The sequence below is a fragment of the Ruegeria intermedia genome (assembly GCF_900129345.1).
GTDB classification, from domain to species: domain Bacteria; phylum Pseudomonadota; class Alphaproteobacteria; order Rhodobacterales; family Rhodobacteraceae; genus Ruegeria; species Ruegeria intermedia.
The window spans coordinates 70,085-84,266 of the sequence record NZ_FQVK01000006.1 but is presented as its reverse complement, the minus strand read 5'-3'; the positions used below and the strand labels follow the sequence as shown (position 1 = coordinate 84,266).

Below are 14,182 nucleotides of genomic sequence, written 5' to 3'. Positions count from 1 at the left end.
TTTTCCAAGATGTAGAGCGATGCCAAAGCCCGTGCAAGGGGGCGCGGGCAAAGGCGAAACACGCACGCTGCGCCGGTTCGGCAGGCGCAGGGTGCAGGGCATGAAGGGTGTTGCCGAGACTCAGGCGACGGCCTCGGCAAAGCTGGTGCGATAGATCGTCGACAATTCGGCCAGAGGGGCCTCGGACGCGCCGATGCGCACGGTGTCCCCGGCAAAGCGGCCGACGCTGGTGATCGGTACACCGGCCTGGCCCGCGGCGATCATCAGGGCCTCGGCCTGATCGAAATTGCAGGCCACGAGGTACCGGCCCTGATCCTCTCCGAACAAGAATTCGGTCGAGGCGTCATCAAGATGCACGCCCACGCCCGAGGCTTCGGCCAGTTCGAAGGCCGCAAGCGCCAGCCCGCCATCGCTGAGGTCGGTGCAGGCCTTGATCAGGTCACGGTTGGCGCGGATGAAATCGCCGTTGCGTTTCTCGGCGTCCAGATCCACATGCGGGGCGTCGCCGTCTTCGCGGTTGAAGACCTCGGCCAGCAGGGCGGATTGGCCCAGATGCCCGTCGGTTTCACCGATCACCAGTGCCACATGCCCTTCGCGAACTTCGGTGCCGATGATTTCGTCGGCGTGCTGCAAAAGGCCGACCGCACCGATGGTCGGTGTGGGCAGGATCGCCTGGCCATCGGTTTCGTTGTACAGCGACACGTTGCCCGAAACGATCGGCATGTCCAGCGCGGCCACGGCGGCGCCGATGCCTCGAATCGCACCGACGAACTGGCCCATGATCTCGGGCTTTTCGGGGTTGCCGAAATTCAGGTTGTCGGTGGTGGCCAGCGGCTTGGCCCCCACGGCGGTCAGATTGCGATAGGCTTCGGCCACGGCCTGCTTGCCGCCTTCCTCGGGGTTGGCGCGCACGTATCGCGGGGTCACGTCCGAAGTGAAGGCCAGCAGCTTGTCGGTGCCATGGACGCGCACCATGCCTGCACCCAGGCCCGGCGTGCGCGCCGTATCGGCCATGACCATGGTGTCGTATTGCTCATAGACCCACTGCTTGCTGGCGTAGTTGGGCGACGAGATCAGCGCCCGCAGCCCGTCGATCGGGTCGATCTGCGGCACCTCGCCCAGATCTTCGGCCGTCGGGGTGGGAACCCAGGGGCGGTCGTATTCCGGTGCCGTCGAGGCCAGTTTCGACAGCGGCAGGTCGGCCTTGATTTCGCCGTTGTGCATGATCAGGAACCGGTCTTCGGCGATGGTTTCGCCGACGATGGCGAAATCTAGATCCCATTTCTCGAACACGGCGCGGGCTTCGGCCTCAAGCTCGGGCTTCAGCACCATCAGCATGCGTTCCTGGGACTCGGACAGCATCATCTCGTAGGCCGTCATGTTCTCTTCGCGCTGTGGCACGTTTTCCAGGTCAAGGCGCACTCCCAGCCCGCCCTTGTCGCCCATCTCGACGGCCGAGCAGGTCAGGCCCGCTGCGCCCATGTCCTGAATCGAGATCACGGCACCGGTCTGCATCAGTTCCAGCGTCGCCTCCATCAGGCGTTTTTCGGTGAAGGGGTCACCGACCTGCACGGTTGGGCGCTTTTCCTCGATCGTATCGTCGAATTCGGCCGAGGCCATGGTGGCGCCGCCCACGCCGTCGCGGCCGGTCTTGGCGCCCAGATAGACAACGGGCATGCCCACGCCCGACGCGGCCGAATAGAAGATCTTGTCGGCGTCAGCCAGCCCGGCGGCGAAGGCGTTCACGAGGCAGTTGCCGTTGTAGGCCGGGTGGAAGCGCACCTCTCCGCCCACGGTCGGCACGCCGAAACAGTTGCCGTAGCCACCGATGCCTTCGACCACGCCGTTGACCAACTGGCGGGTCTTGGGGTGGTCGGGTTCGCCGAAGGACAGCGCGTTCATTGCCGCGATGGGCCGCGCGCCCATGGTGAACACGTCGCGCAGGATGCCGCCCACGCCGGTTGCCGCGCCTTGATAGGGTTCGATGTACGAAGGGTGGTTGTGGCTTTCCATCTTGAAGACCACGGCCTGCCCGTCGCCGATATCGACCACACCGGCGTTTTCACCCGGGCCGCAGATCACCTGAGGTCCCGAGGTGGGCAGGGTGCGCAGCCATTTCTTCGAGGATTTGTAGGAACAGTGCTCGTTCCACATGGCCGAGAAGATGCCGAGTTCGGTAAAGGTCGGCTCGCGCCCGATAATCTCGAGGATCATGTCGTATTCTTCGGGTTTCAACCCGTGTGCGGCAATCAGATCCGGTGTGATGGCGGGCTCTTGCATCGTGTGTCCTGTTTCCAAGGTGGCCGGGATTGCGGGCCTTTTAGGGCAACCGGACGATTTGGGAAAGGGTCAAGAGCGCGCAGCGGACGGGAGCCGGCCTTTTGCTGGCTGAATGCAGCGGTCTGCGACCGGGAAAATGCCCGTCGCATCACCGGTTTGACGGGGACAGCAGCGTGTGTGCCGCTGTCCCGCCGCGCTTATTGAGGCGGCTCTTCTTTCTTGTTCACGGCGTCGGCCGCTGCCGCGCCGATCGCCGCTTTCTGCTGTTCGGTCAGGTTTTCGGCCTCTTCCAAACCCGGGATGGCGACGCGCACCTCGCGGCGGGCAAAGTCGATCCCGTTCTCCTTGAAGGCGGCCTTGACCCGGTTGAAGATTTCCTTGCGCAGGGTGAACTGCTTGCCCGGCTTGGCCATGAATTTGCCGCGGATGATCATGCCGACATCGTCGAAATCGAACACGCCCTGCGACTTGAACGGCTGCAGGAAGCCATCCTTGTGGACCGGGTCCTCCATCATCTCGGCGCCGATCTTCTTGAAGATCTTCTTGACCTTGTTCGGATCGGTGTCGAAGGGCACGGTGAATTTCAGCTTCATGATGACCCAGTCGCGGCTGTAGTTGGTCAGCTTCTGGATCTCGCCATAAGGAATGGTGTGCACCGGGCCGCGATGGTGGCGCAGCTGCATCGAGCGGATCGAGATCTTTTCCACCGTGCCTGTGGTGCCGCCCACATCGACGTATTCGCCGACGCGGAACGCGTCGTCGATCAGGAAGAAGATGCCGCCCACGATGTCCGAGACCAGTTTCTGCGCACCAAAGCCGATGGCCAGACCCAGGATACCGGCACCGGCCAGAAGCGGCGTGATGTCCAGGCCCAGCGCGCCCAGCGCCAGCAGGGCGAAGATCACCGAGATCGCGACCTGAGCGGTCACGCGCAGCAAAGGCAGAACCGTGGCCAGGCGCGAGCCGCCGGCACCGCCGCCTTCGCCGGCTTCCTCGTCGGGGCTCTGCTCCGAAGCTGTCTGCTCTTTGGCCAGCCGGCGGTTGATCCAGAGCGAGACGACCTCGTTCAGGATGTAGCCCACCGCGATGATGATGAAGAACTGAACCAGCTTGCTGCCCGCTTCAGAGTCTCCGCCCGCGATTTCCTGCAAGTCCAGATCCCATGCGTTGGCGATCATCAGCACGACCAGAACACCAGCCAGAACCCGCCCGATGCGGATATAGCTGCGCTTGGTTGCCTTGTAGGCGCGTTCGGCGACCGGCCCGTCGCCGATCATCGGCGGCAACAGATGGCGGGTCAGTCCGCGGATCAGGGTATCGAGCGCCGGCGCGATCAGCAGCCAGAACATGGTGACGTAGTGCGCCCCCCCCGCCAGCAGGGCGAAAACCCGAGGATCGCGTTGCGCGGCCAGGAATTCGACCAGCAGCCAGGTGCCGATGGAGACAGCAATGGCGAAAAAGGGATAGTAGCGCGCCACCTCTTCATCGAACTGCGTGCGGTCGGGATCCGAGCCGCGCATCATGTCGGTCAGCCCCGCGCGGGCCGTCCAGGCCATCACGGCGATGTAGATGTGGATCGAGCTGTTCAGCCAGAACCCCAGCCGCGACTCGCCTGGCTGAACGCCGTTCATCATGTTGAAATCCAGGATGAACATGGTGAAGCCGATCAGCAGAAACAGACCGATCAGGTTGCGATGCAGGTACTTGGCCCATTTGTCGTCGATGCTGACCAGCCGCAGCCGGGGCTGCTGTGGGGCAAGGATGAACCGCGAGATCGCCGCCCCCAGCCGCGGGAACCAGATCAGGTAGAACACGAAAGGCGCCGCCTGTTCGATCTGCGCATCGTCCAGCAGCCGCCGACCGACGATTACCAGGGTGTAGTAAAAGACCAGCAGGCCCAGAAACTCGCCGCAGAAGCGTTTGAACAGGTATAGCACCGCGCCCTTGAGGTCCGAGGACGCGTCTTCGGGGATCAGCCGAATCCAGCGGCGGGTCCACAGGCCGAACAGTTTTTCGGCCGCGTACCCGATCGCAAGCGCCAGAAAGGTGAACCCGAACAGGGTCATCAGGCCGTTTGCACCGAACTTGTTGCCGAAATTGGAAAAGGCCTCGACCTGGGCCGATATCAGAACCGGGACCTTGCGGATCACGTCCATCCATGATGCGGCCATCTGGCTGGCTGAATCCGAAATGGTCTGAATCAGGCCGCGCTTTGCGCCTTGCTGTTCGGCCTGCTGCCTTGCGACCGCGTCCAACCGTTCCAGGAGGATGGCGCGCACCTGATCGTCGGACATGCGCGCGACCAAATCGTCGACTTGTTCGGGCGTCAGATCTTCGGGAATCGACACCGGGGCGGCGGAACTGCCGGCCTCTTGGGCCGCTGCGGGCAGGGTCAGCATGAGGGCCGAAACCACCGCCATCAGAATACGCATGAAATGTGTTGCCATCGTTCCCTCGATCACAAAATGATTGTTTTTTTGCGATCATAGGCAGCGCAGAGCGCATTTTACAAACAAAACGCGACCGGATGCGGCGGTGAGGCAAAAAAAAGGCCGAGCACTAAGCTCGGCCGTAGTCCAACAGGGAGGTATGAAGATGATGAGCGTTTCAGCATCATCGCCTTCGAGTGGTCATTTAGGGATCAGTTTGTGAACGATCAAGAATTTTTAACGAAAGAATTCTCATGCCCGCTATGCAGCAGGCGCATGGCTATAGTTTTCCAAGTTGCTTCAGCTGTTTGCGGTGGGCGATGATCTCGTCCTGGACAAAGTCCCGGAAGGCCGCGACGCGTTTGGAATGGCGCAGTTCCTCGGGATAGGCGAGGTAGACCGGAACATCGGCGGTTTCGATATCCGACAGAACGGGCACCAGGTCGGGAAAATCCTCGGTGACATAGTCGGGAAGGACGCCCAGGCCAAGATTGTTCAGAACCGCCTGAAGAACGCCGAAATAGTTGTTCACCGTCAGCAGCGAACTGGGCTCATAGGCCATCAGATGGTTGACCATCCGGGCGCCCACGCCCACCTGCGGCGCCGCCGGGGTCTGGCAGATCAGCCGGTGTTTCGAGATGTCTTCCAGATTCTGCGGCGCGCCGCCGTGGCTGTCCAGATAGGTTTTGGTGGCATAAAGGATCATGCGCACCGTCATCAGGCGTTTGCGCACCAGATCGGCCTGGCTGGGTTCCTTCATGCGGATCGCGACATCGGCCTCGCGCATGGGCAGGTCAAGCACGCGCTCTTCCAGCATCAGGTCGATGTTGAGGTCGGGGTATTTTTCGTACAGTTTCGGCAGGCGCGGAGCCAGCCACAGGGTGCCGAAACCGAAGGTGGTGGTGACGCGCAGGACTCCGAACACCTCTTCCTCGCTGTCGCGGATGCGGGCGGCGGCCGTTTCCAGCCGCTTGGACATGGCGGTGGTGGCGTCGAACAGAAGCTCGCCCTGTTCGGTCAGAATCAGGCCGCGCGCATGGCGATGGAACAGGGTGGCGCCCAGCGCCTCTTCCAGCGCGCGGATCTGCCGGCTGACGGCGGATTGGGACAGATTCAGCTTGTCTCCGGCATGCGTCAGGCTGCCGGCATCCGCCACAGCGTGAAAGATTCTGAGCTTGTCCCAATTCATCGTCGCAACTTTCGTTATCCTTCCGCAGCCCTATATGAAAGAGGTAACAAATTCCACATTCAAACGCGGAAATCGTTACGCTGCAGGGGGAAAATTGTATACAGGTCAGAAATTATGACCTAAAATGACGTCAAATACAGCACACTATTCCGACGTGGGGAGGCGTCTGATGAGTCAGCCAAAGATTTCGCTCAACGACCGTTTCGATCTGACCAAAAGCCCGGTTCTTCTGAACGGCACGCAGGCGCTGGTGCGCCTGATGCTGATGCAAAAGGAACGCGACCGGGCGGCGGGTCTGAACACTGCCGGTTTGGTCACTGGATACCGGGGTTCGCCGCTGGGGGCGGTCGACCTGCAGATGTCGCGTGCGCAGAAGCAGCTGGCCGAAAACGACGTAGTGTTCCAGTACGGCCTGAACGAGGACCTGGCCGCCACGGCGCTGTGGGGTAGCCAGCAGGCGGGTCTGCGCGGGGACGGCAAATATGACGGCGTGTTCGGCCTGTGGTACGGCAAGGGGCCGGGTGTGGACCGCTCGGGCGACGTGATGCGCCACGCCAACATGGCCGGCAGCGCCAAGCATGGCGGCGTTCTGATGGCGATGGGCGATGATCACACGGGCGAAAGCTCGACCGTGCTGCACCAGTCGGAATGGTCGATGGTCGACATGTACATGCCCGTCGTCAGTCCGGCCGGGGTGCAGGAAATCCTCGACTATGGAATCTACGGCTTTGCGCTCAGCCGGTTTGCCGGGGTCTGGGTCGGGCTCAAGACGATGAAGGACACGATCGAGGTGACCTCGGTCGTGGATGGCCGGCCCGACCGGATGCAGCTGGTGACGCCGGAATTCGACATGCCCGAGGGTGGGCTGAACATCCGGCTGGGCGACACGCCGCACCTGCAGGAGGCGCGGATCATCGACTACAAGCGGTTCGCGGCCGAGGTGTTTTCACACGCCAACCGGATGGACCGGCGGGTCTGGGGCAAGCCGGGCGCCAAGATCGGCATCGCCGCGGCGGGCAAGAACTGGCTGGATCTGGTCCACGCCATGTCGCTGCTGAACATCGACGAGGCCGAGGCCGAACGGCTGGGGATCACCACCTACAAGATCGGTCAGACCTTCCCGCTGGACATGAAGGGGTTCCATGACTGGGCCGAGGGGCTGGACCTGATCATCATCGTCGAAGAAAAGCGCAAGCTGATCGAAGTGCAGGTCAAAGAGGCGATCTTTGACGACCGTCGCGGACGTCGCGTGTACGGCTGGTACAAGGGCGGGGCAGGCACGCTGCACCGCGAAGAGCTGTTCCCGACCCGTGGCGCGCTTGATCCGATCATGATCGCCGAGAAGCTGGGCGAGATCTTCATCGAGGAAGGTCGCGAAACCGACGGAATCCGCGCCGGACTGGCCAGCCTGCAAGAGGCGCGCCGCAACGACAACGCGCAGGAGATCGCGACGCGGCTGCCGTATTTCTGCTCGGGCTGTCCGCACAATACGTCCACCAAGGTGCCCGAAGGCAGCCGGGCCTATGCAGGGATCGGCTGTCACTACATGGTGCAGTGGATGGATCGGAACACGACCGGCTTTACCCAGATGGGCGGCGAAGGCGCCAACTGGATCGGTGAGGCGCCGTTCTCGACCACGAAACACGTGTTCCAGAACCTGGGCGACGGTACCTACAACCACTCGGGTGTTCAGGCGATCCGGGCGGCGCTGGCGGCCGGAACCAACATCACCTTCAAGATCCTGTTCAACGACGCGGTCGCCATGACTGGCGGGCAGGAGAACGAGGGCCATCTGACCGCCGAGCGCATCGTGCGCGAGGTCAAGGCCATGGGTGTCCAGCATGTGGCCGTCGTCTATGACGAGAAGGAAGACGTGAACTTCAAGGCGCTGCCCGGCGACGTGGAAACCCACGAACGGGCCGAGCTGATGGCGGTTCAGAACAAGTTCCGCGAGATCGAAGGCGTGTCGGTCATCGTCTACGTCCAGACCTGCGCCGCCGAGAAACGCCGCCGCCGCAAGCGCGGCACCTTCCCGGACCCGGACAAGCGCGTGTTCATCAACTCGGACATCTGCGAGGGCTGCGGCGATTGCGGGGTGCAGTCGAACTGTGTCTCGATCGTGCCGAAGGAAACCGAGCTGGGCCGCAAGCGGGCGATCGACCAGTCCAGCTGCAACAAGGATTTCTCGTGCCTCAACGGGTTCTGCCCGTCCTTCGTCACGCTGGAAGGCGCCAGGATCCGCAAGGAAGCCACCACCGAGATCGACATCCCCCATCTGCCGCAGCCTGTTCTGCCGCAGATCGAGGGCACGCACAACGTGGTCATCACCGGCGTCGGCGGCACCGGCGTCGTGACCATCGGGGCGGTTCTGGCGCAGGCCGCGCAGATCGACGGCAAGGGCGCGGGCATGATGGAAATGGCCGGGCTGGCGCAGAAGGGGGGCGCGGTGCATATCCACTGTCGCCTGGCCAACAAGCCTGAAGACATCAGCGCCATCCGCGTGGCCACCGGCGAGGCGCATGCGCTGATCGGCGGCGATCTGGTCGTGTCGGCCGGGGCCAAGACGCTGGGCCTGACGCGCACCGGTCAGACCGGCGCGGTGGTCAACAGCCACGAGATCATCACCGGCGATTTCACCCGCAACACCGAGTTCCACATTCCGGTCGACCGGCTGGAACTGGCGCTGGAGGCGCGGTTGAAGGATGGGCTAGCCCTGTTCGACGCGACCGAGCTGGCACGCGCGGTGATGGGCGATTCGATCTATTCCAACATGATGGTGTTCGGGGCGGCCTGGCAGCGCGGTCTGCTGCCTGTCAGCCACGAGGCGATCATGACCGCAATCGAGCTGAACGGCGCTGCGGTCGAGCGCAACAAGCGCGCCTTCGAGGTCGGCCGCTGGGCGGTTTTGCACCCCGAGGACGTGGCGCGCATCGTGACCCCCACGGTGACCGAATTGCCAAAGACGCCCGAGCAGGCCATCACCTTCCGGGCCGATCATCTGGTGGCCTATCAGGGCAAACGGTTGTCCAAGCGCTATCTCAAGCTGGTCGAGTCGATCGAAGACCCAAAGGTCCGGGATGCCGTCGCGCGTGGGTATCACAAGCTGTTGTCCTACAAGGACGAATACGAGGTGGCCCGCCTGCTGCTGGACAGCCGCGACAAGGCCGCCGCCGAATTCGACGGCGACTTCAAGATGACCTTCCACCTCGCTCCGCCGATCCTCGGGGGCAAAGGGCCGGACGGGCGTCCACGCAAACGGCAATTCGGCGAATGGCTGCTGGGGCCGATGAAGGTTCTGGCCAAGCTGAAGGGGCTGCGCGGCACGCCGCTGGACATCTTCGGTTATACCGCCGAGCGGCGGATGGAGCGGGCCTTGATCCGTCAATACGAGAAGGACATGAAAGAGGTCCTGCCCAAGCTGGATGACAACACCGGCGATGCGATCGTCGCGCTGGCGCGGTTGCCGCTGGACATCCGCGGCTTCGGTCCGGTATTGGCCGCCAACGAAGCCAAGGCCGCCAAGCGGCGCGAGGAACTTCTGGCCGTGATCCGGCGGGGAGGGACCGAGACGCGGGCCGCGGCCGAGTAACGTCATATCGGTGTCACGGAGGCGCGATAGAGTTCCGGTCCGCGCCGTCCCGTGACGGCCACGTCGGAGACCCGTGATGAAATCACGCCGCCAAATCGCTCGGGACATTTCCTACGCCCATTCCGCCGAAACGCGGGCTGGGCGCATGGTCATCAAGCTGATCGAGAACACGACCGGCCGGCTGCGCCTGATCCGGCGTGCCGAAGGCTACGAGCGCGAGGTCGCCAATGGCCGCGATTTCTGGTCCGTCATGGTCGAACGTTACGGTCTGAGCCTGAACGTGGTGGGCGGGGCGCTGTCGAACATCCCCAGGGACGGCCCGCTGATCCTGATCGCCAACCACCCCTACGGGATTCTGGATGGGTTGATGATGGGGCATGTGCTGTCCCAGACCCGCGGAGATTTCCGGATTCTGGCCAATCATGTGTTCCACAAGGCCGAGGATCTGAACCGCATCATCTTGCCGATCTCCTTCGATCACACCAAAGAGGCGATGCGGCTGAACCTTCAGACCCGAAAAACCGCCCTGGATTATCTGGGGCAGGGTGGCGCAATCGGGATTTTTCCCGGCGGTACGGTCAGCACGGCGGCCCGGCCGTTCACGCACCCGATGGACCCGGGCTGGCGCGGTTTCACCGCGCGGATGGTGGCCAAGTCAAACGCCACCGTGGTGCCTTTGTTCTTTGATGGGCACACCTCGCGCCTGTTCCAGATCGCCAGCCATCTGCATGTGACGCTGCGCATGGGGCTGCTGATCAAAGAGTTCAAAAAGCGCGTCGATACCCCGGTTGATGTGGTCGTGGGGCAGCCCATCGGCCGCGACGTTCTGGACCCATTGGCCGGCGATACGCGCAAGATGATGGATTTCTTGCGCAAAGCCACGTATGAGCTGTCTCCGAAGCCGCTGAAGTCGTATGACTATGGCTATGAATTCGAGGAACGGCATCGCGCCTGAAGGGGCAAATGGCAGTAGGCATCTTTGATTCCGGATTGGGCGGGCTGACCGTCCTGAACGCCGCGCAGACACGTCTGCCGGATGTGGATTTCCTGTATTACGCGGACAGCGCGCACGCGCCTTATGGCGTGCGTGACGCCGAGGATATCTACAACCTGACCCGAAACGCGGTACAGGACCTGTGGTCGCGCGGCTGTGATCTGGTGATTCTGGCCTGCAACACGGCCAGCGCCGCGGCGCTGCGGCGGATGCAGGAAGAGGGCGTGCCCCAGGGCAAGCGCGTTCTGGGGGTGTTCGTCCCGCTGATCGAAGCACTGACCGAGCGCCGGTGGGGCGACAACAGCCCTCCGCGCGAAGTGGCGGTCAAGCATGTGGCCCTGTTTGCCACACCGGCGACCGTGGCCAGCCGCGCGTTCCAGCGTGAACTGGCGTTCCGCGCCATCGGCGTCGATGTCGAGGCGCAGGCCTGCGGTGGCGTGGTCGATGCCATCGAGGATGGCGACATGATCCTGGCCGAGGCCCTTGTGCGCAGCCATGTGGACGCGCTGAAGCGCAAGATGCCCCATCCGCAGGCTGCGATTTTGGGCTGCACGCACTATCCGCTGATGGCCGAAGCCTTTCAGGCGGCGTTGGGACCGGATGTGCAGGTGTTCAGCCAGGGCGACCTGGTGGCCGAAAGCCTTGCGGATTATCTCCAGCGGCACCCCGACATGCTGGGCACCGGTGAGGCCGGGTTCCTGACCACGGGCGATTCCAAGAAGGTCAGTGACCGGGCAACGCAGTTTCTGCGACGACAAATCACCTTTCAGGCCGCCTGACTTCGGTCAAGGACCGGGCCGGCGCGCGGATTTATCCGGGAACCGTTCATGAGATGGTTGCCAGTCGTGACACATCAAGAAACGAGGTCTGACATGACCCACAAAATCGCAATCCTGGGCGCTTCGGGTTATACCGGTGCCGAACTGGTGCGGCTGATCGCCGGGCACCGGAACATGGAAATTACCGCCCTGGCGGCCGAGCGCAAGGCCGGCCAGACCATGGCCGCGGTATTTCCGCATCTGCGCCATCTGGATTTGCCGCGTCTGTGCAAGATCTCGGAAATAGACTTTGACCAGATCGACCTGTGCTTTTGCGCGCTGCCGCACAAGACCAGCCAGGAAGTGATCCGCGAATTGCCCTCCGACCTGAAAATCGTTGATTTGTCAGCGGATTTCCGGCTGAGCGATCCGGCGGAATACGAGAAATGGTATGGCAACCCGCATGTCGCTTTGGCCCGGCAGGCCGAGGCCGTCTATGGCCTGACGGAGTTCTACCGCGACGAGATCCGCGCCGCCCGGCTGGTGGCGGGCACCGGGTGCAACGCGGCGACGGGGCAATATGTGCTACGGCCGCTGATCTCGGCCGGGGTGATCGACCTGGACGACATCATTCTTGATCTGAAATGCGCCGTTTCGGGGGCAGGACGGGCGCTGAAAGAGAATCTGCTGCACGCCGAGCTGAGCGAAGGCACCAACGCCTATGCCGTCGGCGGCACCCACCGGCATCTGGGCGAGTTCGATCAGGAGTTCTCGAAACTGGCGGGTCGCGCGGTTCACATCCAGTTCACGCCGCATCTGATCCCCGCGAACCGGGGCATTCTGGCGACCTCGTATGTCAAGGGCGACCCGCAGAGCGTGTATGAAACGCTGTGCGCGACTTACGCGGACGAGCCCTTCATCCACATGCTGCCTTTTGGCGAGACGCCCTCGACCCATCATGTGCGGGGGTCGAATTTCTGCCATATCGGGGTGGTCGGCGACCGGATCGAACGCCGTGCCATCGTGATCGCCGCGCTGGACAACCTGACGAAAGGTAGCAGCGGGCAGGCCTTGCAGAACGCAAACCTGATGTTAGGTGAACCTGAAACGACGGGGCTGACGATGGCCCCTCTGTTCCCATGAGGCTGACATGAAAACGCTGAAGAAACGCCGCCGCATTCAGGTCATATTGCTGGCTTTCGTGGCCTTGGCTCTGGCGACGGGGCTGATCGGCTATGCGATGCGGGACGGGATCAACTATTTCCGCTCGCCCAGCCAGGTGATCGCCGAACCGCCGGCGCCGAACGAGGTGTTCCGCATCGGCGGACTGGTCGAAGAAGGCTCGATCGTGCGCGGGCAGGGCGAGACGGTGCGCTTTGTCGTGACCGATGGCGGTGAAAGCGTTCCGGTGTCGTTCACCGGCGTGTTGCCTGACCTGTTCTCCGAGGGCCAGGGCATGGTCGGCACCGGCAGCTATGTCGACGGCGTGTTCCAGGCCACCGAGATCCTGGCAAAACACGACGAGACCTACATGCCCAAAGAGGTCATGGACGCTCTGAAAGAGCAGGGCGTCTACAAGGAGGCCGGCGAGAGCTGATCCTGGCTCTGCCGCAGGGTGGTTGATTTGGGCGGGCGTTGCGCGGATGGGCCGGGCAGCGCCCGCTGTCGTTTCAAGGCCTTAAATCTTTTGGCCGAGCTTTGGCTGCACGAGAACACAGAGGTGCAGCATGCAGTCGGTTCGGCAGATCGCATGGGAGATCGTGGCCCGCGAAGGTGGCTTCGTCGATGACCCGGATGACCCGGGCGGGGCGACGAAATACGGCGTCACCATCCACACGATGCGCCGCCTCGGGGTCGACCTGACGGATGATGGCGTGGTTGACCGGCGCGACGTGATGGCGCTGAGCCGGGAACAGGCGGTCGAGATATTCATCGCGCATTATTTCCGCAAACCCCGGCTTGGGCTTGCCCCCGAGGCGCTGCAGCCGTCGCTGTTCGACATGTATGTCAACGCAGGGTCTCAGGCCGTGCGCATCCTGCAGCGCCTGCTGGTGCAGATGGGTTTTGCGGTGATCGTTGACGGGGTGATGGGTCCGCAGACTGCTGCGGCTTGCGCCCAGGCCGCCATGCCCGATCCGATGGCGCTGCGCGATGCTTATGGGGTGGCGCGGCGGAACTATTATTTCCGTTTGGCCGACCGGCGACCGGCCTCGCGCAAATATGTGCGCAGCCGGACTGGCGGCAAGGGCGGATGGATCCGTCGGGCCGAGGCGTTTCTGTCTCCGTCCTACCATCTGAGTGAGGCGGAGTTTCACGAAAGGGTCGCAGCATGGGGTTGATTGCGGGAATTTTCGATCTGCTGTTCGGGGGCGGACGCAACGTGGTGCGCGAAACAGCCGAGGTTTTCCGCGAGAATGCCGAGGCTGGCGCCGTGCGCGACGTCGAGATGCGCGGGCAGGCCATGAGCCAGTTCGGCGCCGAATTCGCGGTGCCGCGCAAAGGCGGATTCGATCGGTTCATGGACGGGCTGAACCGGCTTCCGCGTCCGGCGCTGGCCCTGGGCACGCTGGGGCTGTTCGTTGCGGCGATGGTCGATCCGCTGTGGTTTGCGGCGCGGATGCAGGGCATCGCGCTGGTGCCCGAACCGCTGTGGTGGCTGTTGGGCGTGATCGTGTCCTTCTATTTCGGGGCGCGGCATCAGGCCAAGGTGCAGGATCTGCAACGCGATATCTCGGTCACGATGATGCGCGCGCCGCAGGTGATGGCCAACCTTCAGACGCTGCGCCAGATGCGGGCGGACAGCCCCGGCGCGGCCGACCCGGGGACGGATGCGGAACTGACGGCCCAACTGACCGCCCCGGATCCCAACCCGGCGCTGGAGGACTGGCGGCGCCTGCGGGCCTGAGGCGCGACACTATGTGCGCGCAAGGGCGGCGAAAGTGA

General features: G+C 63.2%; 10 protein-coding genes. 7 read left to right on the top strand and 3 right to left on the bottom strand.

The window, feature by feature from the left end; translation table 11 throughout:
• Positions 1-120: 120 nt before the first annotated feature.
• The 3 genes from purL to F3H26_RS06220 all read right to left on the bottom strand — a co-directional run bounded on the left by purL (position 121) and on the right by F3H26_RS06220 (position 5,898).
• Positions 121-2,280: a phosphoribosylformylglycinamidine synthase subunit PurL gene (purL, locus tag F3H26_RS06230; RefSeq protein WP_149775190.1), complete on the bottom strand. Its 2,160-nt coding sequence runs from the start codon at positions 2,278-2,280 to the stop codon at positions 121-123.
• A gap of 197 nt (positions 2,281-2,477) precedes the next feature.
• Positions 2,478-4,712: a mechanosensitive ion channel family protein gene (locus F3H26_RS06225; protein ID WP_223162449.1), complete on the bottom strand. Its 2,235-nt coding sequence runs from the start codon at positions 4,710-4,712 to the stop codon at positions 2,478-2,480.
• Positions 4,713-4,989: 277 nt separating this feature from the next.
• Positions 4,990-5,898: a LysR family transcriptional regulator gene (locus tag F3H26_RS06220; RefSeq protein WP_149775188.1), complete on the bottom strand. Its 909-nt coding sequence runs from the start codon at positions 5,896-5,898 to the stop codon at positions 4,990-4,992.
• Positions 5,899-6,067: 169 nt separating this feature from the next.
• Between F3H26_RS06220 and F3H26_RS06215 the strand changes: the two genes are divergently transcribed.
• The 7 genes from F3H26_RS06215 to F3H26_RS06185 all read left to right on the top strand — a co-directional run bounded on the left by F3H26_RS06215 (position 6,068) and on the right by F3H26_RS06185 (position 14,144).
• Positions 6,068-9,487 carry an indolepyruvate ferredoxin oxidoreductase family protein gene (locus F3H26_RS06215; protein WP_149775187.1) on the top strand — a complete coding sequence of 1,140 codons (3,420 nt, stop codon included), beginning with the start codon at positions 6,068-6,070 and terminating at the stop codon, positions 9,485-9,487.
• A 76-nt stretch (positions 9,488-9,563) separates the two neighbouring features.
• Positions 9,564-10,442 carry a lysophospholipid acyltransferase family protein gene (locus F3H26_RS06210; RefSeq protein WP_149775186.1) on the top strand — a complete coding sequence of 293 codons (879 nt, stop codon included), beginning with the start codon at positions 9,564-9,566 and terminating at the stop codon, positions 10,440-10,442.
• 8 nt (positions 10,443-10,450) lie between these two features.
• Positions 10,451-11,260, top strand: a complete 810-nt coding sequence (locus F3H26_RS06205) for a glutamate racemase (protein WP_149775185.1) — start codon at positions 10,451-10,453, stop codon at positions 11,258-11,260.
• A gap of 93 nt (positions 11,261-11,353) precedes the next feature.
• A complete protein-coding gene (argC, locus tag F3H26_RS06200; protein WP_149775184.1) occupies positions 11,354-12,382 on the top strand; it encodes an N-acetyl-gamma-glutamyl-phosphate reductase in 1,029 nt (342 codons plus the stop codon).
• A 7-nt stretch (positions 12,383-12,389) separates the two neighbouring features.
• On the top strand, positions 12,390-12,836 hold the full coding sequence (ccmE, locus tag F3H26_RS06195; protein ID WP_149775183.1) for a cytochrome c maturation protein CcmE: 447 nt from the start codon (positions 12,390-12,392) through the stop codon (positions 12,834-12,836).
• A gap of 130 nt (positions 12,837-12,966) precedes the next feature.
• A complete protein-coding gene (locus tag F3H26_RS06190; RefSeq protein WP_149775182.1) occupies positions 12,967-13,578 on the top strand; it encodes a holin-associated N-acetylmuramidase in 612 nt (203 codons plus the stop codon).
• Positions 13,569-14,144: a holin family protein gene (locus F3H26_RS06185; RefSeq protein WP_149775181.1), complete on the top strand. Its 576-nt coding sequence runs from the start codon at positions 13,569-13,571 to the stop codon at positions 14,142-14,144. Before F3H26_RS06190 ends, F3H26_RS06185 begins: the two co-directional genes overlap by 10 nt.
• Positions 14,145-14,182 lie beyond the last annotated feature (38 nt).

Coding starts and splice junctions, on each gene's coding strand:
- purL (WP_149775190.1), bottom strand. CDS start 2,280: ATGCAAGAGCCCGCCATCACACCGGATCTGATTGCCGCACACGGGTTG.
- F3H26_RS06225 (WP_223162449.1), bottom strand. CDS start 4,712: ATGCGTATTCTGATGGCGGTGGTTTCGGCCCTCATGCTGACCCTGCCC.
- F3H26_RS06220 (WP_149775188.1), bottom strand. CDS start 5,898: ATGAATTGGGACAAGCTCAGAATCTTTCACGCTGTGGCGGATGCCGGC.
- F3H26_RS06215 (WP_149775187.1), top strand. CDS start 6,068: ATGAGTCAGCCAAAGATTTCGCTCAACGACCGTTTCGATCTGACCAAA.
- F3H26_RS06210 (WP_149775186.1), top strand. CDS start 9,564: ATGAAATCACGCCGCCAAATCGCTCGGGACATTTCCTACGCCCATTCC.
- F3H26_RS06205 (WP_149775185.1), top strand. CDS start 10,451: ATGGCAGTAGGCATCTTTGATTCCGGATTGGGCGGGCTGACCGTCCTG.
- argC (WP_149775184.1), top strand. CDS start 11,354: ATGACCCACAAAATCGCAATCCTGGGCGCTTCGGGTTATACCGGTGCC.
- ccmE (WP_149775183.1), top strand. CDS start 12,390: ATGAAAACGCTGAAGAAACGCCGCCGCATTCAGGTCATATTGCTGGCT.
- F3H26_RS06190 (WP_149775182.1), top strand. CDS start 12,967: ATGCAGTCGGTTCGGCAGATCGCATGGGAGATCGTGGCCCGCGAAGGT.
- F3H26_RS06185 (WP_149775181.1), top strand. CDS start 13,569: ATGGGGTTGATTGCGGGAATTTTCGATCTGCTGTTCGGGGGCGGACGC.